Source organism: Balneola sp. (genome assembly GCA_003712055.1).
GTDB lineage: Bacteria > Bacteroidota > Rhodothermia > Balneolales > Balneolaceae > RHLJ01.
In genome coordinates this window covers 60,108-82,175 of record RHLJ01000002.1, presented here as the reverse complement: position 1 = coordinate 82,175, position 22,068 = coordinate 60,108, and the positions used below count along the sequence as shown (strand labels likewise).

At 39.8% G+C, this 22,068-nt stretch carries 19 protein-coding genes; 7 read left to right on the top strand and 12 right to left on the bottom strand.

Annotated elements, in window-relative coordinates:
- Positions 1 to 207 precede the first annotated feature (207 nt).
- The 3 genes from ED557_05310 to ED557_05300 all read left to right on the top strand — a co-directional run bounded on the left by ED557_05310 (position 208) and on the right by ED557_05300 (position 4,615).
- The gene (locus ED557_05310; GenBank protein ID RNC84404.1) at positions 208 to 1,974 is read left to right on the top strand and encodes a PAS domain S-box protein; all 1,767 of its coding nucleotides are present in this window, start codon (positions 208 to 210) and stop codon (positions 1,972 to 1,974) included.
- A gap of 16 nt (positions 1,975 to 1,990) precedes the next feature.
- The gene (locus ED557_05305; GenBank protein RNC84403.1) at positions 1,991 to 2,647 is read left to right on the top strand and encodes a DNA-binding response regulator; all 657 of its coding nucleotides are present in this window, start codon (positions 1,991 to 1,993) and stop codon (positions 2,645 to 2,647) included.
- A gap of 156 nt (positions 2,648 to 2,803) precedes the next feature.
- Positions 2,804 to 4,615: a PAS domain S-box protein gene (locus ED557_05300; protein RNC84402.1), complete on the top strand. Its 1,812-nt coding sequence runs from the start codon at positions 2,804 to 2,806 to the stop codon at positions 4,613 to 4,615.
- 82 nt (positions 4,616 to 4,697) lie between these two features.
- Here ED557_05300 and ED557_05295 read toward each other — a convergent pair whose 3' ends face one another.
- Positions 4,698 to 5,978, bottom strand: a complete 1,281-nt coding sequence (locus tag ED557_05295; GenBank protein ID RNC84401.1) for a sigma-70 family RNA polymerase sigma factor — start codon at positions 5,976 to 5,978, stop codon at positions 4,698 to 4,700.
- On the bottom strand, positions 5,978 to 6,313 hold the full coding sequence (locus tag ED557_05290; GenBank protein ID RNC84400.1) for a hypothetical protein: 336 nt from the start codon (positions 6,311 to 6,313) through the stop codon (positions 5,978 to 5,980). The genes ED557_05295 and ED557_05290 overlap by 1 nt, the downstream gene beginning before the upstream one ends.
- A 121-nt stretch (positions 6,314 to 6,434) precedes the next feature.
- Here ED557_05290 and ED557_05285 point away from each other — a divergent pair, with 121 nt between their 5' ends.
- Positions 6,435 to 7,058 (top strand): FMN-binding negative transcriptional regulator, encoded by a 624-nt coding sequence (locus ED557_05285; protein ID RNC84399.1) that lies wholly within the window; start codon positions 6,435 to 6,437, stop codon positions 7,056 to 7,058.
- Here the strand turns inward: ED557_05285 and ED557_05280 are convergent.
- Together ED557_05280 and ED557_05275 are read right to left on the bottom strand one after the other, a co-directional pair.
- On the bottom strand, positions 7,055 to 7,480 hold the full coding sequence (locus tag ED557_05280) for a SufE family protein (protein RNC84398.1): 426 nt from the start codon (positions 7,478 to 7,480) through the stop codon (positions 7,055 to 7,057). The two genes, ED557_05285 and ED557_05280, sit on opposite strands and share 4 nt — an antisense overlap.
- Before the next feature lie 68 nt (positions 7,481 to 7,548).
- Positions 7,549 to 8,430 (bottom strand): PAS domain S-box protein, encoded by an 882-nt coding sequence (locus tag ED557_05275; GenBank protein ID RNC84397.1) that lies wholly within the window; start codon positions 8,428 to 8,430, stop codon positions 7,549 to 7,551.
- A gap of 214 nt (positions 8,431 to 8,644) precedes the next feature.
- Between ED557_05275 and ED557_05270 the strand changes: the two genes are divergently transcribed.
- Complete coding sequence (locus ED557_05270; GenBank protein RNC84793.1) at positions 8,645 to 9,292, top strand: hypothetical protein; 648 nt, start codon at positions 8,645 to 8,647, stop codon at positions 9,290 to 9,292.
- 36 nt (positions 9,293 to 9,328) lie between these two features.
- Here the strand turns inward: ED557_05270 and ED557_05265 are convergent, their stop codons facing one another.
- On the bottom strand, positions 9,329 to 10,492 hold the full coding sequence (locus tag ED557_05265; GenBank protein ID RNC84396.1) for an acyl-CoA dehydrogenase: 1,164 nt from the start codon (positions 10,490 to 10,492) through the stop codon (positions 9,329 to 9,331).
- A 394-nt stretch (positions 10,493 to 10,886) separates the two neighbouring features.
- On the opposite strand from ED557_05265, the gene ED557_05260 reads away from it, so the two are divergent.
- Positions 10,887 to 13,277, top strand: coding sequence for a T9SS C-terminal target domain-containing protein (locus ED557_05260; GenBank protein ID RNC84395.1), 2,391 nt, complete (start codon positions 10,887 to 10,889; stop codon positions 13,275 to 13,277).
- 47 nt (positions 13,278 to 13,324) lie between these two features.
- Here the strand turns inward: ED557_05260 and meaB are convergent, their stop codons facing one another.
- Positions 13,325 to 14,296: a methylmalonyl Co-A mutase-associated GTPase MeaB gene (gene meaB / locus ED557_05255; GenBank protein RNC84394.1), complete on the bottom strand. Its 972-nt coding sequence runs from the start codon at positions 14,294 to 14,296 to the stop codon at positions 13,325 to 13,327.
- Entirely contained in the window at positions 14,293 to 16,386 is a 2,094-nt protein-coding gene (locus tag ED557_05250; GenBank protein ID RNC84393.1) for a methylmalonyl-CoA mutase, read from the bottom strand. Before ED557_05250 ends, meaB begins: the two co-directional genes overlap by 4 nt.
- Before the next feature lie 130 nt (positions 16,387 to 16,516).
- Between ED557_05250 and ED557_05245 the strand changes: the two genes are divergently transcribed.
- Positions 16,517 to 17,251: a hypothetical protein gene (locus ED557_05245; protein ID RNC84392.1), complete on the top strand. Its 735-nt coding sequence runs from the start codon at positions 16,517 to 16,519 to the stop codon at positions 17,249 to 17,251.
- Positions 17,252 to 17,258: 7 nt separating this feature from the next.
- On the opposite strand, the gene ED557_05240 is transcribed toward ED557_05245, so the two are convergent.
- The 5 genes from ED557_05240 to ED557_05220 form a co-directional block, all read right to left on the bottom strand.
- Positions 17,259 to 18,074: a TIGR00159 family protein gene (locus ED557_05240; GenBank protein RNC84391.1), complete on the bottom strand. Its 816-nt coding sequence runs from the start codon at positions 18,072 to 18,074 to the stop codon at positions 17,259 to 17,261.
- A 13-nt stretch (positions 18,075 to 18,087) separates the two neighbouring features.
- Positions 18,088 to 18,870: a dihydropteroate synthase gene (gene folP / locus ED557_05235; GenBank protein ID RNC84792.1), complete on the bottom strand. Its 783-nt coding sequence runs from the start codon at positions 18,868 to 18,870 to the stop codon at positions 18,088 to 18,090.
- A gap of 105 nt (positions 18,871 to 18,975) precedes the next feature.
- Positions 18,976 to 19,311: a DUF3470 domain-containing protein gene (locus ED557_05230; GenBank protein ID RNC84390.1), complete on the bottom strand. Its 336-nt coding sequence runs from the start codon at positions 19,309 to 19,311 to the stop codon at positions 18,976 to 18,978.
- Between the two features lie 488 nt (positions 19,312 to 19,799).
- Positions 19,800 to 21,092, bottom strand: coding sequence for a hypothetical protein (locus tag ED557_05225; GenBank protein RNC84389.1), 1,293 nt, complete (start codon positions 21,090 to 21,092; stop codon positions 19,800 to 19,802).
- Positions 21,089 to 22,033, bottom strand: a complete 945-nt coding sequence (locus ED557_05220; GenBank protein RNC84388.1) for a hypothetical protein — start codon at positions 22,031 to 22,033, stop codon at positions 21,089 to 21,091. The genes ED557_05225 and ED557_05220 overlap by 4 nt, the downstream gene beginning before the upstream one ends.
- Positions 22,034 to 22,068: the final 35 nt, after the last annotated feature.

Here is a 22,068-nt window from a genome sequence, read left to right as displayed (position 1 = left end):
ATAAATATCTCTTTAAAGGGCTTTTAAGCCCTCTTTCTGCTTAAGATTATCCACAATCCTATTTACATAGAATTAATCTAAGTTCTTGGATTAAAATGACTGATACCTCCAAAAATTCCTTTTTAAGTCAACGATATACTATTAAAACAGATACTGTTGCAACAGATATAGTTTCTTTGTAGGCTAAACGGCAATAAATCTCTAATCATGATCGAGTACAACCCGAAAGAAACGAACCAGCTCCTTTCAAGAATGTTTAATTCTATTCCGGTGCTTTTGATCATGTTTAATAAGATCGATAAATCTGTTCGAATTAATGATGAATTTGAACGCATTCTAGGATGGACGAATGTGGAGGTTTCCGGACTTCCAATTCTCGAAACATTCATAAAGGATGAACAGGAACGAAAAGAAGCAGAGCTTGTAGCGAGTAAATTTGACGGTACATGGGGCGAATTTCAGGTTTCTACAAAATCAGGAAACAAACGAACTCAGCGATGGGCGAGAGTCGCCTTAAACGAAAATATCAGTGTAGGGATTGGCATAGACCTCGAACAACAGAAAAGAATTGAAGACACACTTTCAAAGGAACAGAAACGATTCGAGCTTATCTCTAAATCTACCAACGATGTGCTTTATGAATGGGATTTGATAAACGATTCTGTTTGGTGGAGCCGTGGATGGGAAACTCACTTTGGTTTTAAGCCAGAACAAATAGGGCATAATTTTGGATGGCTTAAAACTTTAATACATCCTGAAGATCTGGCAAATCTTGATGAATATTTTGAGAAGCAAAAAAATTCGAAGCGTACACATTGGGACTATCAATACAGAATTCAACACCCTAATGGAGACGTCATTCATGTATTGGATAAAGGATACTTTATTCGTGATACTAAAGGTAAGGCTATTGAACTAGTTGGTGCTCTTGTTAATATTTCTGATGACATAAGCCAACGAATTGCTCTTCGAGACTCAGAGGAAAAGTATAGGATACTCTTCCATGAAAGCCCGATGCCCAAGTCCATATTTGATCCAATCACATTGAAATTTGTTGAAGCGAATGACGCAGCACTAAAACTATATGGGTATTCGAAAGACGAAATCACAAGTGTATCTATGTTTGATATACACCCACCTGAGGAAATGGAACGGGTAATTGAACGAGCAAAAAAATACCATGGCAAACCTGCTCCAACAGCCGAATGGAGAAACATTACCAAGTCGGGTGAAGAGATCTATGTTGAAGTAACCACTGCTCAGATCAGTTATTTTGGGCAAGAGTACCGTATGGCTACTATAAAAGATATTACTGCCCAACGAAAAGCGGAAGAAAAGGTATTCTCTGCTTTTGTTGAAGGAGAAAACAGAGAAAGAATAAGACTGGCGCAGGAATTACATGATGGAATTGGCCAGTACTTAGCCGCCACCTATATGAACCTCGATTCTCTCCGAAATAAGCTGGAAACATTTAGCAATGAAGACTTCGAACGATTCGATAAAGCCATTTCCTATCTAAAGCAAGCCATGGTCGAAACAAGGACTCTATCCCATAATTTAATGCCAAAGGTTATTGAGGATTATGGGCTTGCAATTGCGGCAAAGGAATTAGTCAATGATATTGAAAGTAATACAGAAATCGACGTTAATTATTTCAGCAACATAGAAAAGGAAGATCTTTCTCAGAAAAAGCAGATTAATATTTATCGAATCATTCAGGAATGCCTGGCCAATATTGTAAAACACTCAGGCGCCACTAAAGTGTCTATCCAGTTAATAAAGGATAAATTTGATTTGATGCTGACCATTGAAGATAATGGAGTGGGTTTCGACGGTTCGAGTTCCGACTTTAACTCAGGGCTTGGGCTCAGGAGTATCAAAACCAGAGTTTTTATTATGGGAGGTATTTTTGATATCGAAACAAGAAAGGAAAAAGGAACGCTAATTTCTGTGAGTGTCCCCCTCAGCAATTAATAAGCGAATACATTCTATGGCTAACATCCACATACTCATTGTTGATGATCATAAAATTGTAAGAGATGGAATACAGTCTCTCCTTGCTAATGACCCTGATATAGTTATTGTAGGCGAAGCAGGTAATGGGCAAGAAGCCATTCAACAAATCAGTGCCCCCGAGCATAAAATTGATCTTGTTATTATGGATATAAATATGCCCATAATGGATGGCATCGAGGCTACTCAAGAAATAAAAAAAACCAACCCAAATATTAAAATCCTTGCATTAACGATGGTGAATGAACAACACCATATCCGTAAGATGATTGAAGTTGGAGCCTCTGGGTATATCCTTAAAAGTTCCAGTCAGCAAGAACTCATACTTGCGATACATAAAATCGTAGAAGGCAGTCATTACTTTAGCGAAGAGGCAGCACAATCTATTCTAAGAGATATGGTAAACCCCGTACTAAGTAAAAAAGCTTCCGACATAAGTATGCAGATCACTGACAGAGAGAAAGATGTTCTTCGCTTGATAGTTGATGAATTCACTAATCAAGAGATAGCAGAAAAACTATTCATAAGTGTTAGAACGGTAGATGCTCACAGAAGAAATCTGCTCCAGAAAATAGGTGCTAAAAATACAGCTGGTTTGGTGAAATTTGCTCTTGAAAACGAGCTTTTTAAATAGCCTTTAATTCAAGTTTCCCTAACAATTCTACTCCCTTTATTAAAGACTATTTAGATACATAGGTGAAAACGCCTAATTTTAAAATTAGGCATTTGACGGGTTATCTGGAGCAAATAAGAGCGGTAATTTTGTGTCGTAAAATAAAACGATGCAACCATGATACGCTCTAATCATTTTTCCAGTACTCTCGAGCTTAATTCAGTAAGCCAACAGGTTCTCTCCGCATTACCAGGACAGGTAGCTATAGTAAATGAGTCAGGTGAGATTGTTGCTCATAATGCAAAGTGGACTTCTCTTAGAGAACTTGTTGAGGAAAAATGGGCCTTCCCTTTATTGGGTGAGAATGTACTCAACATTCTGCAATATCCACTGAGTATGAATAACGATTATGCCCTTAGATTTATCATTGCCTATAAATCTGTATTGACGGGTGAGAATGAGTCAGTTAAAGTGCTTTACCCGGTTACTCTTGATAGCCAAAAATGGTTTTGCCTCACTATTTCAGCTTTGGAAGAAAAGGAATATTTCCTACTTGTTAATGAAGATATCAGTGATGAGATGGAAGCGAAAAGTAATCTTACAGATCGTAACGTTCGCCTTCATCTAAGCGAAGAGAGGTATAAAGATCAATTCAAAAACAGTTTGGATGGAATCATTATCGCTGAACAAAATGGTAAAATCTTCAATGCCAATCCCGCTGCTTGCAAAATGCTGGGTTATAATGCTGAAGAATTAATTGGGCAAAAAAGGGAATTCCTAATTGATTCTACTGACCCCAAAGTCATTGAAGTAATTACTAAAAGAGATAAGAACAACTTTTACCATGGGGAGTTTGAATTTATTTCTAAAACCGGCCGGAAGGTTTTAGTCGAACTAAAAAATAGAGTTGTTAAAGGAGAGGATGGAACCAGTCACTCTATTCTTAGCTTCAGAGACTTAACTACCATCCGACAACAGGAACGCTTTTTTAGAAAGCTCTTCAATTCGAGCCCTAATGCTATTGCCTTGTTAGATATAGAAGGTAAGGTTCAAGAAACCAATAAAAGCTTTGAAACTGTTTTTGAGTACCAGGATTTCGAGACTAAAGGCAAATATCTACCTGATTTAATTGTTAGCGAAACTGAAATAACTGAAGCTGAACAGATCATAGAAAAAGTTATTTCAGGAGAAGAAGTAAGCCTCGAAGGGTTCCGATATACCAAAACAGGAAAACAAATTCCGGTTATCATGAGTATGTTCCCAATTTGGAATGACTCAGAAACTGAAATTGCTTCGATATTCTGTATTTATGTTGATCACTCGGAGCAGCATCATACCCGAAAGGTTATTGAAGATCAGCTTAAAGAAAATGAAATCCTTCTTCAGGAAATCCATCACCGGGTAAAAAATAACCTGGCTATCATTTCAGGTCTTATAAGCCTTGAGAATTTTTACTCCTCAGATGAAGTTGCAAAGCAACAACTTTCACTTACTCAATCCCGAATTCATTCCATAGCCAAAATCCATGAATTACTATATGATAATGAGGATTTCACAAGAATTGATTTTCAGAAATATGTGTCCGATCTGGCGTCTTCCTTTTCTAAATCTTCCGAGTTAGAATTTATTTCTGAAACAAGCCAATCAATCTTGCTGAATGTAAATCAGGCTGTTCCATGCGGCATGTTACTCCATGAGATATCAAACCTGATTGCATTAAGAGGAAATTCCAATCCCGGATCAAACAATACGGTCACTTTTAATCTAAGTGTACTTGAAGAGCAGTTTGTAATCACTATTTGTGAGCCTTATGGAAGGAGCTTATTTGATTTCATGAACAAAAAAGAAGACAGGCTTGCTTCGGAATTGATCTCAGTATTGATTCGCCAGTTGCATGGATCTATCGAAATTATAGGGAAAGACAAAACATGCATAGTAATCTCGTTTAAAAAGAGAGACAAAAAAGGTGCCCATAGCGCCATTTTGTAACACCCGAAATACCCAGAAAAGTTGGTTAGGTTTATTGGCGAGGGCTACCCTGTGAAAGGGGTGGCTCTCTTTTTTTTATAACTTAGTTATTCTGAATGTTTTTCTTATCACATTCGAGGATTTTTTTTCCAATGAAAGCCCGATCAGAATTAACATCCGATTGATCAAGTGCAACCTGATAATATGATTTGGCAATATCATATTTCCCAAGCTGCATATTCATTTCTGCTATTGCGGCATATAATAAAGACCTCCTTGATGACTTCGAGTGCTCCTCCATTTGCTTAAGTATCTCAACACCCTTCTGAAACCCTTCAACTCGACTTAATGCAATTGCGTGATTAAGCCGAACTACAAAAGAGTCATTCAGGACAAGAAGTTTTTGATAGCAATATAAAATCACATTCCAATCTGTTGTTTCCATCGAATCGCTTGTACAATGTATAGAAGCTATTGTGGATTCCAGATGATACCTGCTTAACTCAGAACTTTGCCGTGATTTTTTGAGAAAATGAAGTCCCATTTCAATTAATTCCTGATCCCATTTGGAGCGGTCTTGCTCACCTATTTCTATCATTTCTCCAAGACTATTCACCCTTGAAGGAAAACGAGCTAAACTGAAGTACATTAATGACAGTAGCGCATAGATTTTACCTTGATCAATATTCTTCACCTCCACCAAAAGAAGGCTTAGTCGAATTGCTTCATAACACAACTCTTCATTAATAACCTGATCTCCTCTCGTTGTTTTATACCCCTCGTTAAACATGAGATAAATGATGGTAAGTACGATATCCAACCGACCAGTAACAGCTGATAAGAAAGGAATACCGATCGTATCATGTTTTTCTTTTAACTGCTGCTTTGCTCTAAAAATGGTTTTCTTGACAGCTTCTGGTTGCATGAGCAATGCATTGGCTATTTCTTTATCCCCAAAACCAGACATTACTTTGAGTGTAAGCATAATCTGAGCCTTGGGTTTTAAATCCGGGTGGCAACAGGCAAATAATAGCCTTAACTGACTGTCTTTAATCTCATGATCTAAAAACAGCTCATCGATCTCTTCTTCAGCCTGTTCAAAATGTATCTTTTCTCTTTTTTCAGCATGTCTTTTTTTCCTGTTTAGCTCGTTTATGATTTTATTCTTTGCAACAAGCATTAACCATGCCTCCGGGTTTTCTGGTTCTCCTTTAAGACCCCAGGTCTTAATAGCAGACAGAAAAGTCTCCTGGATTATATCTTCAATCAGATCAACATTTTTAAATCCAAAAATGCGGGTTAAAATAGCAGACATCTTCCCCGACTGATGCCGAAAAAGATGCTCTACTATATTAGATGCGGTATGTGGTTCTGTTTTTTCCACTAGAACTTCATGATCTCACGAACTTCTACTTTCCCACCTAATCTTAAAATGGGGCATCCTTTTGCAATCTCGGTAGCCTCATCCAAACTTTCTGCATTGATTAGATAAAAACCACCTACCAGTTCTTTGGCTTCTATAAAAGGACCATCAGTAACTACTTTATCTTTTCCCCTAATGGTTTTTGCTTCAGGATGAAGTGGCTCACCGGAATCATATCGATCTCCTAGTTCTTGTATCCATTGTCCGTGTACTTCAATTTCCTTTTGCATGTCTTCAGGTGAGAAGTCATCATAGGCATTGTCGCTCTCAAAAAGAATTAGCATATATTTATTCATGTTATCTCCTTAGTATGAATTAATGTTCACCTAGATAACAAAGATACTTTTCTATCCGGGACATTTTGAGTAAGCAAAAAATAAAACGAAGTTAATTTTAAAAAGAAACCTAAGATCAACTATGTACATACCCTCCTCATTTAAGGAAGAAAACGAGGCTATCCTTTTCGATTTTATAGAAGAATTCAACTTTGGAATTTTGTTTAGCAGCCATGAAGCCAAAGACCAGGCCACGCATCTGCCATTTCTATTGGATAGAAAACGTGGAGATAGAGGTACTCTGATTGCTCACTTTGCTAGGGCTAATAAACATTGGGCAGAAATAAATGAAGAGGGAGAAGTACTTTGCGTGTTCCACGGACCACATGGTTACATCAGCCCGTCATGGTATAAACAAAGAGAAACCGTACCTACCTGGAATTATTCGGCCGTGCATATTTATGGTACTCCAAAAATAATCGAAGATACCAACGAACTAGCCAATATGGTTACTCAGCTAACCCAATATCATGAATCGCAAATAGAAACCGATTGGTCGCTAAAAGAGGGTGAACACAAATTTGAAAGTCTTCTTAAGGCTATTGTAGGCATTGAAATTGAGATCAAAACCATTGAAGGAAAATTCAAATTCAATCAGAATCGGTCAAAAGAAGATCAACAAGGGGTAATTGATCATCTGGATGACTCAGTATCTCCAGGTGTGAAAGATATTATGAAGAAGAATTTAATATCTGGAAATTCTTAAGACGCTAACTTGGTCTTAAAGGCCATAGCGTAAATCTTCATCTGCTTAACCATAGAAGCTAATCCATTTGCCCGCGTAGGGGAAAGATGCTCAGCCATTCCAATCCTGGAAATAAAATCCGGATTTGTTTGAATAATCTCATCCGGAGTGTGCCCCGAGTAAAAACGAACCATTAAAGAAACGAGGCCTTTCGTGATTGCTGCATCACTATCCGCTTTAAAAATAACCTTATTTTCTTCAAGAGAAGCTGTAAGCCAAACTTTGCTTTGGCATCCCTTAACCAGGTTTTCATCAATGTGGTCTTTCTCAGGTAATGGCTCAAGTTTTGAACCTAATTTTATGATATGCTTGTATCGCTCTGTCCAATCTTCAAAAAGGTTGAACTCCCTAGCAATGCGATCTTGTTTCTCAATGATATTCATGAACCAAATATACAGAAATAAAAAAGCCCCAACTTGCTAGTTAGGGCTGAAAAATTTCAAAAAACCGATTAGCTTTCTTTGAGTTCTAGCTTAGCAACAGACTTAACTGAACCAACTTCACCGATATCATCATCCATTATTGGTTTGAATGATTGAAGCACAGGAAGATATTCGCCTTCAGAAGTCCTGTATCTACAGTACTCAGTGAGTGATTCTCCATTAAAAGCTCTTTTTAGTGCAGAAGAGATCTTATCCTTGTCATCATCATGAAGAACTGAACTTATCCCTTCATTGAAAATGATTTCTTTGTTAAGTCCGGTAAGGTCTTCAAAACCTTCAGTAATGTATTTACAAGTAATTGTTAATCCATCTTCAGCATAGGAGAACTTGAGTGTGAATTCTTCGGCTCTTCTAAGTAATTCATCAAAATCTGTATTGAAGATAGCTTTTGCTGTTTCCTTTTTCTCCGTTACATCCCTTTGATAGGATACCCAATGAGTTACTTCTCCTTCTTTATTGAATAGAGGATGAATATCCCATTGGTTTATAAACTCTGTACCATCTTTACGATAATTAATGCTATGACCAAAAAACGCCTGACCTTCGATTAACCTTCTTTTGAGTCGATCAAGGATAGCTCGATCGGTTTTAGGACCTTGAAGTATTCTTGGAGTTTTACCTATTACTTCCTCAGGAAGGTAGCCAGTCATTTCAGTGAAACCATCATTCACATATACAATTTTCGGACCTGGCTTTTCAAGGTCTAATTCCGTGATAAGAATGGAATCGTAATCGTTGCGAATTGCGTTTTCAAGTAGCTCAAGCTGGAATTTATAACTAACCGCTTTTTTCTCTAACTCGGCAAATAATTCCTTTAAATTGGAAAATGAACTTTCATCCTTAGAAAGTTCTCTTAAATGTTCCAGAATTTCTTTATTCAAAATACTCATACTTATCAATTACTTAGCTTATCTAAGATGATATTCTTACTCGATTATAACTATCTGAATTTAGCTTTCATTCCATCTTTATGAAAATAATCGTATTCTAATACTATCTAATTAGTATTTAATGAACCCTAGACCCTTACTTTTCTCCTCCATTCTTATCCTTCTCTCTAGCTGTTCTCTCTTTCTAAAAAGCTCAAAGCCTTATCAACCTGAAATGGTTCATATACAAGGTGGATCTTTTATACTGGGAGATGTTATTGAAGAACGAAATACAGATGCACTACCCGTTCATGAGGTCACCATAGGTTCATTTTACCTGAGCAGATATGAAATCACATTCGAAAAATATGACCAGTTTGCCGAATCAAAAGGTCTAACTCTTCCTGACGATGGAGGGTACGGAAGAGGGGACCGAGCGGTTGTTAATATTACCTGGGATGAGGCTTTAGCTTTTTGTAAAAGCCTGGGCTACCGCTTACCCTCGGAAATAGAATGGGAGTACGCCGCCAGATCGGCTGGGAAAAAACAATTATATGCTGGTACAAATAATGTCGATTCTTTAAAGCATTATGCCATCACAAGAGATTCGAATATTAACTTTTCTTTTAGAGTTGGATCACGTCTTCCAAACGATATTGGGCTTTATGATATGAGCGGTAATGTATTTGAATGGGTTGATGAGTTTTACCAATTCTATAGTATGCCCGATCAACTGCATAACCATAAGACAGACGGGATCAGAATTATCAGAGGAGGGAGTTTTGGTGAACTGACTTCAACAACAAGAACGTATTGGAGAACCGGCACACTGCATGATGTTCGGGCATCGGATCTGGGCTTTAGATGTGCCAAGTCGAAATAAAAAAGGGGGAGCCGAAACTCCCCCTTCCTCACTCACTCATCGAAGTAGCAACTTCGCAATAGTGCTCAGCTGCATGTTCGTTGTACCTTCGTAAATCTTACCGATCTTTGCATCACGGTAAAATTTTTCGACAGGATATTCTTTCACGTATCCATAACCACCGAAGAGATCGACAGCCATGGAAGAAACTCGTTCTGCAACCTCTGAAGAATAGAACTTGGCCATAGCTGCTTCCTTAAGGAACGGTTGACCAGATTCTTTAATTCTTCCTGCATTGTAAACGAGTAACCGTGCGGTTTCGATATCAGTAGCCATTCTGGAAAGCTGGAATTGAACTCCCTGAAAATCAGAAATAGCTTTGCCGAATTGCTTTCTTTCTTTCACATAATCAATGGTAGCGTCAAACGCTCCCTGGGCAATACCAATCATTTGAGCACCAATACCAATTCGCCCTTCATTCAGTGTCTCAATGGCAACTTTGTATCCTTTACCATACTCCCCAAGTATATTCTCTTTTGGAACTTTACAGTCTTCCAGTAACACCTCACAAGTAGAGCTAGCCCTTATACCAAGCTTGTTTTCTTTTTTAGAAACGGACAAGCCTTCCATTCCTCGTTCTACAACAAAGGCTGTAATACCTTTATACCCTAATTCAGGATTTACATTGGCAAATACTAAAAAGATATCTGCCTCATTAGCATTGGTGATCCAAAGCTTAGAGCCGTTAAGGATAAAATGGCTATCTGTTTCTTTTGCGGTAGTTTTTAATGCAAAAGCATCACTACCAGAACCAGCTTCGGATAAGCAATAAGCACCAACTTTCTCAGTAGCTAGCTGTGGAAGATATCTTTCCTTGATATCATCAGATCCATAGCGGATAAATGCATTATTAACGAGGGTGTTTTGCACATCCATAAATACACCCGCAGATCCATCTACACGGGAGATTTGTTCGATGGCAACTATGGACATCATAAAAGTTCCCCCAGCTCCGGAATATTTTTCAGGGATTTCAATCCCCATAAGACCCATTTCAAAAAACTCTTTAATTAAACCCGAATCTAATTTTGCGTTTTCATCCATTTCATGTATTAATGGAACAATAGAACTCTTAGCAAAATCAGCCGCTGCTTCCTTGAGCATTTGTTCATCTTCGGTAAGCTGGGTTAAAGGAGGAAGGGATTGTTCTACTTGATTCATTCTTTTCTTTTGTTCAGGATTTCAGCGGATCGAAAATATACAACTGTAAGCGCTTTTTTACTATTAAAAAGTCAGATTTTTCGAAATTCATTTAAGCTCTCTAAACATCAAATTACTGCTTAGTATAGAACAGCTCTCCCAGAATAATCCGCAGTTTTCGCCCTAAAGGTAGCTAACTGATTTTTTCTATTCTGTTAAAATTATTTTCTCTTCTTCTTTTTTAGAAAACATAGCGATTCCGCTTCATATTTGACGTAAATCTTAAGCGTAAATTTATAAAAGTATAAATTTTGAAACATTTAGCGCCGAGTGTACTCATTTTAGTAGCGTTTTTTTTAAATCTTTATGAAAGCGCTTACATAATAAATAACAGAGTCACTAAACAAGGAGAAAAATGAAAGAGATAAAACTGGGAATGCTATTAGTAATCATGTTCAGCTTCTCAAATTTTAGCCAAGCACAAGATGATGTAATGATGCAGGCCTTTTACTGGGATGTACCTGTTGACGCATCAAACTTTAACGGAAGCTGGTGGGATTCACTGGCAAGCAAATCAAAAAGCCTTTCCGATGCCGGTTTCACAGGAATGTGGATTCCTTCGCCATCAAAAGGAAATTTTGGTATCTACGATATGGGTTATGGGATTTATGATCACTACGACCTAGGCAATTACAATCAAAAGGGAACCACCGAAACCAGATTTGGTAGCCGAGCCGAGCTGGAAGCTATGATAGACTCTATGCACAATAATGGCATTGAGGTATACGCAGATATGGTTCTCAATCATATGTACACAGATGGAGACTATTATGGGTCATCGAATGATATGGAGTCAAATCCCGATGTGAAACAATATGTATTTGATGAAGCCTATATAAACGGAACGCAGTATCAATCCTATCCAACCAATGAAATAACCTGGGTTATCCCCAGTGCTGCTACTGGAACTTACTATATCCAAATATCAGGTTATAACCTCGACTTTGGAGCCAGCTATACCGAACGTGGTTATGATGTTATGATCGACTGGACGGGAGGCGGCGCCTCAAGCACTACTGTTTGGGAATCAGAAAATAATGATGGAGGTGGTAACTATAATACCGTTTCATCTTCAGGAACCACGGTGCGAGGGCACATAAATTCGTCCGGAGATATTGATGAATATGAAATCACTCTATCCAGTTCTGCGGATATAGTAATACAGATCACCGCAAGAAAAGAAGGAACTGATTCAGGAGGAAACTGGGAATGGCAATGGGCAGACCAAAACAATGGATACTACCCTTCTGCTATCTGGTTTAGTGGAAGCAATCTTGCAAATACTACTCTTGAAGCACATACCGCTACCGGAGTTTCTTATGTTACTCATACCGGAACCGGAGAGCCGAACTACTCATGGAATCATGATCATTTTCATCCGGTTGACAGCAACGACTGGTTAGGATACCCTGGAAATGATGAAATCATAACAAATACCAAATTCTTTGGGAATGACTTAAACACTTTCGACGCCACCGTAGTTAGTCGACTTGAAGATTGGGGGTATTGGATGGCCGATGAAATCGAGTTTGATGGTTTCAGACTGGATTTTGTACGTGGATTCCAGGAGACTTTTGTTGCCGATTGGGTAAACAACCTTCCCCTTCTTAATGGAAGTCAACGCTTTATTGTAGGTGAATACTGGGGGAACGCTTCTTCTATTCATTCCTGGGTAACCAATGTTAGCAACGGTACCTCTACCGTTACTAGTACAACTACTACAGGAGCTGATGTTGATGCTTTCGATTTCCCATTAAAGTTTTCATTGAATGATATCGTTAATAATACAGCCGGAACAGCTGATATTACCGCTACACTTGACCATGCTGGTATGATTAGAAATACCGAAGGGTATGCCCTCTCAGGTACCAGCGTAGTTACTTTTGTAGACAATCACGATACTGGTAAAGAGCATGATAAATGGGTCTTCAGTGATTGGGATATGGCTTATGCTTATACCTTAACTCACGAAGGTAGACCAACGGTCTTTTACTCTCATTACTATGGCACATTACAAGAAGATGCTCACAGTAGCTCCTATACAACTCAGGCTCCATCCAGCCTTCGAGATGATATCGATAACCTGATTCATATTCGAAAGAACTATCTCGGTGGAACAACCGAAGTTCTAAGTGCTGATGGAAATCCTTATCCATCCAGTGACGCGGCGGATGTGTATGTTGCAAGAAGAAATGGTAACGGAACTAAAACAGGAGCGATCATAGTGATCAACGACAACAGCTCATCCACTAAAGGGCTTTGGGTTGATCACACTACTGGTACTGATATCTGGGCTAATTCCTATTTGGTAAACGTAGAGACAGATGATAGCACCTATGTGTATTCTGATGGTCGCGTATATGTTGAGGCAGGAGCACGCGACTATGCTGTGTATGTACCTGCAAGTGAATTCACCACCAGCCTACCAAAAAGTAAATGGGTAGTTAGTACCGGAAACCAACCCGAGGTTACAGATACACCTGAATCTGTTGTTCTTTACGACAATTATCCAAATCCATTTAACCCAAGTACTAACATCTCATTTAGTATTCCTCAAAATGGACAGGTCTCGTTGAACATCTATAATTCAACAGGTCAATTAGTTTCGACTGTTGCTAATAGAATGTTTAACGCTGGAGAACATATGGTAACCTGGGATGCAACTAACGTAGCCAGTGGAATTTATATCTACTCGTTAACCTATAATGGTCAAACCATAAATAAGAGAATGACCCTTATTAAATAATATATCCTGACCAAATAAAGCCTGCCTCTGTTTTGAGGTGGGCTTTTTTATTTATTTCGAATTTTTGAGATCATCTCAAACGCAGCAGAAGACGGGGAAATTTCTTTAGCGATAATTCTTTTTTCAAGTTGTTTTGCTACTTCCTTGTTTTTTGAAGTATTCCAAAGCTGTTTTAATATCTCATCTTCAGTTAGTCTCTTGAACCAATTTAGGTTCTGCACTTCCCTAAGTTTATTGAACAAGTTCTTTTCCTTAAGAACCGAAACAAGACCTTCAACGGCTTCCCATACCTTTTCTATTCCTTTCTTTTCAAGAGCACTTATGGCTAAAAACTCAACCGAAACCCCTTCATACTTGGGTTGAAGAAGACGAAAGGTCTGCTCGTACTCATCTCTTGCTTTAAGAGCTAACCTCTCTTGATCTCCATCTGCCTTATTTACTACAAGAATATCCGTGATCTCCAGGATCCCACGTTTTATACCTTGCAAGGAATCTCCTGCACCTGGCAACATCATTACAAGAAAACAATCGACCATAGAAGCCACTTCATACTCACTTTGCCCCACTCCTACCGTTTCGATTAGAATGACGTCATATCCGGCTGCTTCGCATAATAATACCGACTCACGTGTTCTTTTAGCTACTCCTCCAAGAGTTCCGGCTGTAGGTGATGGCCGGATAAAGGCTCGATCATCATTAGCAAGGGTTTCCATTCGGGTTTTATCGCCCAAAATACTTCCCCCCGAAGTAGGGCTGCTCGGATCAACGGCTAAGACCACTACTTTATGCCCCAAATTAACTAATAGGTTTCCCAACGTTTCTATAAAGGTGCTCTTACCTACACCCGGAACCCCTGAAATTCCAACTCGAATGGTATCGTAGTTAGCATTAAGTAGTTCGAAAAGCTTGCGAGCTTCTTCTTGGTCTTCCTCACGATTACTTTCAACAAGGGTTATACCTTTAGCCAGATGCCTTCGCTTCCCTTCTTTGATACCTTGTGCAAGTTCTTCAACGGTCATGCATGTTTTGCTTTGATTTCTTCAATCACAGTCGAGGCTGCTTTTGGAATATTTGTTCCGGGCCCAAAGATTGCAGAGACTCCTGCTTCATACAGGAAGTCATAATCCTGTACCGGAATTACTCCCCCCGCCACAATCACAATCTCGCCTGCTTCTTCTTTTTTTAGAATACCGATAAGCTCAGGAATCAAAGTCTTATGACCCGCAGCCAGAGTTGAAACCCCAATTACGTGCACATCATTTTCAATGGCTTGTTTTGCTGCTTCATAAGGAGTTGAGAAAAGAGGGCCAACATCCACATCAAAGCCCATATCGGCAAATGCGGTAGCTACTACTTTAGCTCCACGATCATGACCATCCTGCCCCATTTTCACAACCAGGATTCGCGGCCTCCGACCTTCCTCTTCAGCAAATGTCTCAATTTTGGATTTAATTTCCTTGTAGTGCTTATCGTTCTTGTACACGCTTTCGTACACTCCGCTTATGGTTTGATTGTTGGCTGTATGCCGTCCCCAGGCTACTTCAAGAGCAGTAGAAATCTCTCCTACACTTGCTCTTCTGCGTGTGGCTTCAACTGCAAGGGCCAAAATATTTCCCTCACCCGATTTAGCTGCTTCCGTTAGAGCAACCAGGGCTTGTTTAGTTTCCTGATTATCTCTATTCGCTTTGATCTCGTCTAAGCGTTCGATCTGTTTGTTACGTACTTCGGCATTATCAATATCCAGAATTTCGACCGGATCTTCCTTTTCATTTACATATTTATTCACTCCAACAATGGTGATATCTCCCTTATCAATCCCAGCTTGTTTAAGAGCAGCCGCTTCTTCAATCTTACGCTTTGGATATCCCTCTTCAATAGCTTTTGCCATCCCTCCCATTTCCATCACTTCATTGATGATAGCGCGGGCCTTTTCTTTAAGATCATGAGTCATTGACTCAATCGCATAAGAACCTCCTAAAGGATCTACGGTATGGGTGATGTCTGTTTCCTCCTGGATTATGGTTTGCGTATTCCTTGCTATCCTGGATGAAGTTTCTGTGGGAAGTGAAATGGCTTCATCGTAGCTATTAGTGTGCAATGATTGAGTTCCTCCCAATATTGCTGCCATTGCTTCGATGGTAGTTCGAACCACATTATTTAACGGGTCTTGTGCAGTTAGTGACCATCCTGAAGTTTGACAGTGCGTCCGTAGCATCATCGACTTTGGGTTCTTTGGAGAGAAATGCTCTTTCATTAGCTCTGCCCAAAGTGTCCGTGCCGCTCTAAGCTTACTTACTTCCATCAAGAAGTTCATACCGATCGCAAAAAAGAAAGAAAGTCGTGGCGCAAAAGCATCTACATCCAAACCACTTTCCACCGCTGTTTTCACATATTCCAATCCATCCGCTAACGTAAATGCCAATTCCAGTGCCGAATCAGCTCCAGCTTCCTGCATATGATAGCCCGAGATAGAAATAGAATTAAAGCGGGGCATAAACTCGCTAGTAAATGCGATGATATCCGAAACCAATCTCATGGATTGTTGTGGAGGGTAGATATAGGTGTTCCGTACCATGAACTCTTTGAGGATATCATTTTGAATGGTACCACTAAGTTGCTCTAAAGAAACTCCCTGCTCTTCTGCTGCAACAATATAGGCTGCTAGCACAGGAATAACCGCGCCATTCATGGTCATCGAAACCGACATCTTATCTAAGGGAATGCCATCGAATAGAATCTTCATATCTTCTACTGAATCGATAGCTACGCCCGCTTTCCCTACATCTCCTACTACCCGTGGATGATCCGAATCATATCCCCGGTGCGTTGCCAAATCAAAAGCTACGCTTAACCCTTTTTGGCCTTTTTGAAGAGCTTTCCGATAAAACTGGTTGGATTCCTCTGCCGTTGAAAATCCGGCGTATTGACGGATCGTCCATGGACGTTGAGTATACATAGTAGGATAAGGCCCGCGGGTAAATGGGAAAGCACCTGCTTCGCCTGCATTTACCTTTCGATCATTCACATCCTGCTCATCATATAACGTTTGAATATGAATACCTTCAGGACTGGTTCGACCTTGCTTTCGTAGTTCGTTACTATCTGACATGGGAGTCAATTTCTTTCGTGGAAACGGTTTTCTAACCCAGAAGGTACGATTTTCGTTTTTTGGATGTAATAATAAGTCTGCAATTACATTTTAACTAGAATGAATAATTATTGAATCAGTGAAACTTCATATGAAAAACTTTCTATTCTTTCTATTCATACTAGTGTTATTCAGGCCTTCTTTTGCTCAGGAGTCTTCTTCGGATGAAGCTTTCAAGTTAGTAGTAATAACCTCCACCAGTGCATTTGATCTCCCTTCTACTTTTTATTCTCGACAACTTGATCAATGTATTGAGGGATGTGCAACTACCGGTAGTTCTAGTGGTTTTAGCTATGGACTTGGAATTGAGTTTAGAGCTCCCCTTTTTAAACGCTTTTCTCTCATAAGCGGAGTTTCATATAATAGCAACACATACCGGGAAATCTATCAAGTTGGAGAAGGTGGACCCACCAGAACCTTACATTTTGATCGAAATTTTTCTTTTATAAACATTCCAATTAAAGCTCATTTAATTTTGAATGATCGAGCTAATACCCGCTCCTTCTTCGCAGAGTTTGGATTTATAAATCACTTAAACCGGGCAAAGACACATCCCGATCCAGAATCTGATATCTCATTAAACAATTACGCGCTAAGTGGCACATTAAGCTTTGGAATAGCTTTTCACCTTGAAAAAGTTACCTGGGAATTTGCTCCATTCTATAATATGGCATTAACGAGCTTAGCTAGTGATGTACACCCTTATGAGCAGTGGCATGAGGACTATCCCGGGTTAGATGCGTATGGAGGAAATTTTGATTATTCCCCCTCAGAGTTTAAACCAAGCAACCTGGGAATAAATTTGAACCTTGTAATTAATCTTTAGTGAAGCTTTACTTCAAATTAATCTCAGTCTGAGGAGCACTGAACCCAACTTCTTCTTCGAATTTTTGAGAGCCGAAGGTTTCTTCCATTTCGGCACGAAGTTTTTGAATAGTAAGACCACTGGTCAAAGAGCCGTTACGAGAGATAGAAATACGACCTGTCTCTTCTGAAATCACTAGCACAAATACATTATTGATTTCGGATACTCCTACAGCCGCGCGGTGACGGGTTCCAAATGACTGGGCTATATTCTGATTTTGAGAGATAGGGAGATAGGCACTAGCCGCTACAATTCGGTTATTACGAATAATGATCGCTCCATCATGTAACGGAGTTTCTTTTCGAAAGATGGTTACGATTAACTCGCTTTTGATTTTGGAATCAACTTCTACCCCGCCATCGATAATATCCTGCAAGCCAGATGTACGAGCGAAAACTATAAGAGCTCCAATCTTTTCCTTGGATAAGGTTTTAGTCGCTTCAATAATTTCGTCTATCATTTCATCAGAGCTGGAGCGAGCAAAAAAGCGATCAAGGCTGGTGTTTGTTCCCAGGCGATAGAGGAGTTTTCGAATCTCAGGCTGGAAGATGATAAACACAGCCAGGATACCCACGTTCATAATCCCGCTCATAATGAAATCGAGTGTGGTAAAGCCTAATACCCTTATCACCAGGTTCACAATCACCAGGAGCACAATTCCAATCCCGGCCTGAATTGCAAAGGTTCCCCTAATCCATTGATACAGGTATACCAGAATCCCTGCAATAAGCAGGGTTTCGATAAAATCCATAATACCGAAATCTAAAAACCCAATGGGTATCAAAGGGGTGCTCCGTCTAAGATTGTGATTGAATCGCCTCGAATATACGAATTGAATCGGAGGCTTCCTTCACATCATGAACTCTTAAGATATCTGCTCCATTCATTAATGAATGGTAGTGAACAGCAATAGTTCCGGTTAAGCGATCATCAGTCGGTCTGTTATCGAGAATCTGTCCGATCATTGATTTCCTGGAAGCTCCAACTAATACAGGGAAGCCAAATTTTTTGAATTTGTCAAGGTGTGCAATCAAAGAAAGATTGTGATGGAGCTTTTTTCCGAAACCAATTCCGGGATCCAGGATAATCTTTGCTACTCCTTTTGCAGTAAGCTCCTTAATCTTTTTATCAAAAAACTCCATCACCTGATCAACCACATCCACATAGGTTGGATTTTCCTGCATGGTTTTAGGATCACCTTGGGCATGCATAAGTACATAAGCGGCATCATACTCCACCGCAAGGTCAGCAAACCGAGGTTCTCTTTCCAAACCACTCACATCATTTATAATAGAAGCTCCCAGATCCAATGCCTGGCTCGCCACCTCATATTTTGTGGTATCAATAGAAAAAGTAGCATTCTTGAATTCTGGAACTGTTGCTTTAAGAATGGGAATCACCCGATTAAGCTCTTCCTCTTCAGAAACCGGGTCAGATCCGGGTCGGGTAGATTCTCCTCCTATATCTATGATATCTGCTCCTTCCTGTATCATCATTGATATGCGCTGCTTTGCAGAATCCACCTTATCAAACTTTCCTCCATCACTAAAAGAATCAGGGGTGGCATTAAGTATGCCCATTATTTTTAGGGAAGAGGTCATGTAAGAAAATTCTCTCAGTATGGGAAGAGTTAATCGTTATTAGTTATTGGTGTCCGTAACTATTAACTAATAACGATTAACTAACTACCACTCTTCAATAAGGTCACCAAGCTTGTCTTCTTTTTCTGCCCATTCATCGGCATCAGGAAGAGCATCTTTCGTTTCATTGATGATATTGTCTTCCCAGGCTTCGGCTAAACGCTCGTTAAGCTCAATGTAATGCTCCCACTTATCAGGCACTTCATCATCAGGGAAGATAGCCTCTACCGGGCATTCTGAAACGCATGCATCACAATCGATACATTCATTGGGATCAATAGTTAAAAAGTTCGGGCCTTCACGGAAAGCGTCAACAGGACAAACTGAAGCACAGTTTGTGTATTTACATTGGATACAGGGCTCGGTAACAACGTATGCCATAATTCTTTGAGTGAGTTTTTTCGTCTGAGATTTTTGAGAATATCTAGTGCTCTCACATTAGATGCAATCCAAATTAAAATAGAAAAGATTCAGGACCATAGATGGTAGATAATTCGATGGTAGTTTTGGTAGCATTCAACCCACTCTATTCCACCTATTAGTCATCCCGAACTTGATTCGGGATCTTAAGAAAAGGCTAACCTCATATTGCCTGCTAATACTCTTTCCTGTTAGTATTATAGTCTTTCTCCATAATCCTACTCCTGTTATCTGCACCTCTTCATCACTCTGAGGATCTTTGACAATACAGGCATCCTTGTTCCTATTATATAAGACGTTTCATAAAACGACTCCTTGCAAAGATCCTGAACCAAGTTCAGGATGACCTAGAGACAGGAAGTTTGATTGGGTTCATCACATCCCAAGTACTGGGAATTATCACTGAATTCTCTAACATTTACAAGGATGACTTTTTTCATCCTTGTAAATTATTCAAAGTCTGAAGTAAGCTTAAATCGGGAAATACGATTATTTCCTTTATCGGCTACGTAAATAACTCGATTAAAATAGGCTACCCCGCTAGGCATATTAAACTGCTTAGGCCCAGAACCATTCCCGCCAAAAGAAACCAGAACTTGACGTGTTTGATCTTCAGCACCAGCGGGTGGGGGAACTCCTTCCTGACCATTTAACTGGAATTGGTATAACGAATCGGTTAATGCATCTACCACAAAAATATAGCTGTCGTCATCTCCCCCGAAAGTAATGTCTTCAGGAAGCATGAACTTATTCGGGTCGTACATAAACCCATCAGCCTGTGATGTATCCTGAGCCAATAGTTCTGAGTTTTGCTCGAAGATCAATCCATCTACCGTTTCAACAGCATTAATCCAAAGCACCCTAAATGGGATATCCCTGCTCTGGTCTGCCTGGGTAATCATAAAGCTTCTATCCTCTGTGAAGCTATCTCGCTGTGGAGGAGAAACGAAACTTGAAATGGAGCTGATACCTATTCCACTTCTTAGTGAAGGAATGCTAGGGCTTAATGCTCGAATTTGACGAACGTTTCTCATCTTATCGGTGCGCACACCCCCGTCTACAATACGCTGAAACTCAAGTACCGTATTGTCCGGAGCAGCTACCTGATCAGACTCTAAAAAAGGACCTCTTCTGGTCACATATATCGAATTATCACCTAATACAGAGATACCCGTTATTTCAACATTTTCATAATTGACAGAAAGGCTCCTGTTCAGCCTAGAGTTTTGTGCAGCGGTGGTACTTAAACTGGCATCATCAAAAGGAAAAATCAGGGTATCGACATACTGAATTGGGCCCACACCGTTCAAATTCTTGATTTTATAAACAGCTGGTAAATCCCATGTTATCCCGGGATCAATTGATTCCACCACAGTATCAATTCTTGCCGCTACATATATATTCAGCAATCGATCCTGGGTAACTGCTACCGCTCCCCTTAAAGGGATCGTTACCCTTGGTGATAAATCAGCCCGATCAAGCAGATGTACCCCAACGGCATCGGTTACATATACAAATTCGTCAAAACCTACATGAACATCGGTAGGTGCATCAAAGCCTCCCCAAAATGGTAGTACTGGCGCATACCCGTCTACATTTTCAAGGGTAGGATCGATACGACCTTCTTCAAAAATCTCATCGGTTTCAGAATCTGATTTTGAACTAAAAATAGCATCACATGCCGAAGCTGAAGTTAATGCCAACAGTAATAATAGTAGATATGTTATAGCAGAAGTTCTCATAGTTCGAAGCTTACTCCTATTCGGTGAATGGGGCCAAGACGCTCATATAGAGTATATCCGTAATCTGCCCTTAGTATACGGCTCATAAAGTCTAATTTTATTCCCCCGCCTACACTCGGGATTTTTCGTTCTTCAATTCCAAACTCATACCCAGTACGTACAAAGAATTGATCCATAAATGCATATTCCGTTCCGATATTAAATCGCTCTGAATTATCACTTGGGTTTGTAATCTGACCGGTTACAACAAGCTTCGAACTTTCACTTTCATATAGATCATAAGCAGCACCTATATGGAAACGGGTAGGAAGCGATGAACTTTCATCTGGTTCAACTTCTTCTACACCGTTTAGGTTCTCACGGGTTGTTGAACCTGTTGGGTCAGCGTCGAGACCAAAGTTATTTATTCCGACTGCAAATCTAAGTCCGGTTGTACCTACCAGATAGTGAAAACCAAAATCGATTGCTCCGGTGCTATAGCTAACTTCTTCTATTCTCTCAGTAAGAAGCTTTAGTGTAATTCCATAGCTAAATAGTTCCGTTACCTGATGTGCACCAGACACGCCTAATGAGATATGTTGAGTACTAAAAAATCTTCCGGTACCAAAGGGTTGGAATTCGGTAGTTTCCCGAATTTCTCCAGAACCTAAATATTGCAGCGCTCCACCAATTGCAAAATTTCCGAGCCGATGTACGTAACTGATATAATCTACATTGATTCCCGCAAAATAGGCAGTGTGATTCACCATCAAACTAGAGCCATCAAGCTTAGTTGAAAGCGCCGGATTCCAATACAAACTAGAGGCATCCGTAGCATCAGCCATATTAGAATTCCCCATTGCTGCACTTCTGGGATCAACGGCAATTTTTGTGAACTGAAAACTTTCTGTTCCTGCCCTATCCTCGCCAAAACTCTGTGCCTTTGCTTTACCGGATAGCAACACACAGATTAGGAGCAGGCAAATATTGATATGTT

Coding starts and splice junctions, on each gene's coding strand:
- ED557_05280 (RNC84398.1), bottom strand. CDS start 7,480: ATGAATATCATTGAGAAACAAGATCGCATTGCTAGGGAGTTCAACCTT.
- ED557_05225 (RNC84389.1), bottom strand. CDS start 21,092: ATGAGAACTTCTGCTATAACATATCTACTATTATTACTGTTGGCATTA.
- ED557_05245 (RNC84392.1), top strand. CDS start 16,517: ATGAAAAACTTTCTATTCTTTCTATTCATACTAGTGTTATTCAGGCCT.
- ED557_05285 (RNC84399.1), top strand. CDS start 6,435: ATGTACATACCCTCCTCATTTAAGGAAGAAAACGAGGCTATCCTTTTC.
- ED557_05270 (RNC84793.1), top strand. CDS start 8,645: ATGGTTCATATACAAGGTGGATCTTTTATACTGGGAGATGTTATTGAA.
- ED557_05290 (RNC84400.1), bottom strand. CDS start 6,313: ATGAATAAATATATGCTAATTCTTTTTGAGAGCGACAATGCCTATGAT.
- ED557_05310 (RNC84404.1), top strand. CDS start 208: ATGATCGAGTACAACCCGAAAGAAACGAACCAGCTCCTTTCAAGAATG.
- ED557_05300 (RNC84402.1), top strand. CDS start 2,804: ATGATACGCTCTAATCATTTTTCCAGTACTCTCGAGCTTAATTCAGTA.
- ED557_05250 (RNC84393.1), bottom strand. CDS start 16,386: ATGTCAGATAGTAACGAACTACGAAAGCAAGGTCGAACCAGTCCTGAA.
- ED557_05275 (RNC84397.1), bottom strand. CDS start 8,430: ATGAGTATTTTGAATAAAGAAATTCTGGAACATTTAAGAGAACTTTCT.
- ED557_05260 (RNC84395.1), top strand. CDS start 10,887: ATGAAAGAGATAAAACTGGGAATGCTATTAGTAATCATGTTCAGCTTC.
- ED557_05230 (RNC84390.1), bottom strand. CDS start 19,311: ATGGCATACGTTGTTACCGAGCCCTGTATCCAATGTAAATACACAAAC.
- ED557_05265 (RNC84396.1), bottom strand. CDS start 10,492: ATGAATCAAGTAGAACAATCCCTTCCTCCTTTAACCCAGCTTACCGAA.
- meaB (RNC84394.1), bottom strand. CDS start 14,296: ATGACCGTTGAAGAACTTGCACAAGGTATCAAAGAAGGGAAGCGAAGG.
- folP (RNC84792.1), bottom strand. CDS start 18,870: ATGGGCATACTTAATGCCACCCCTGATTCTTTTAGTGATGGAGGAAAG.
- ED557_05305 (RNC84403.1), top strand. CDS start 1,991: ATGGCTAACATCCACATACTCATTGTTGATGATCATAAAATTGTAAGA.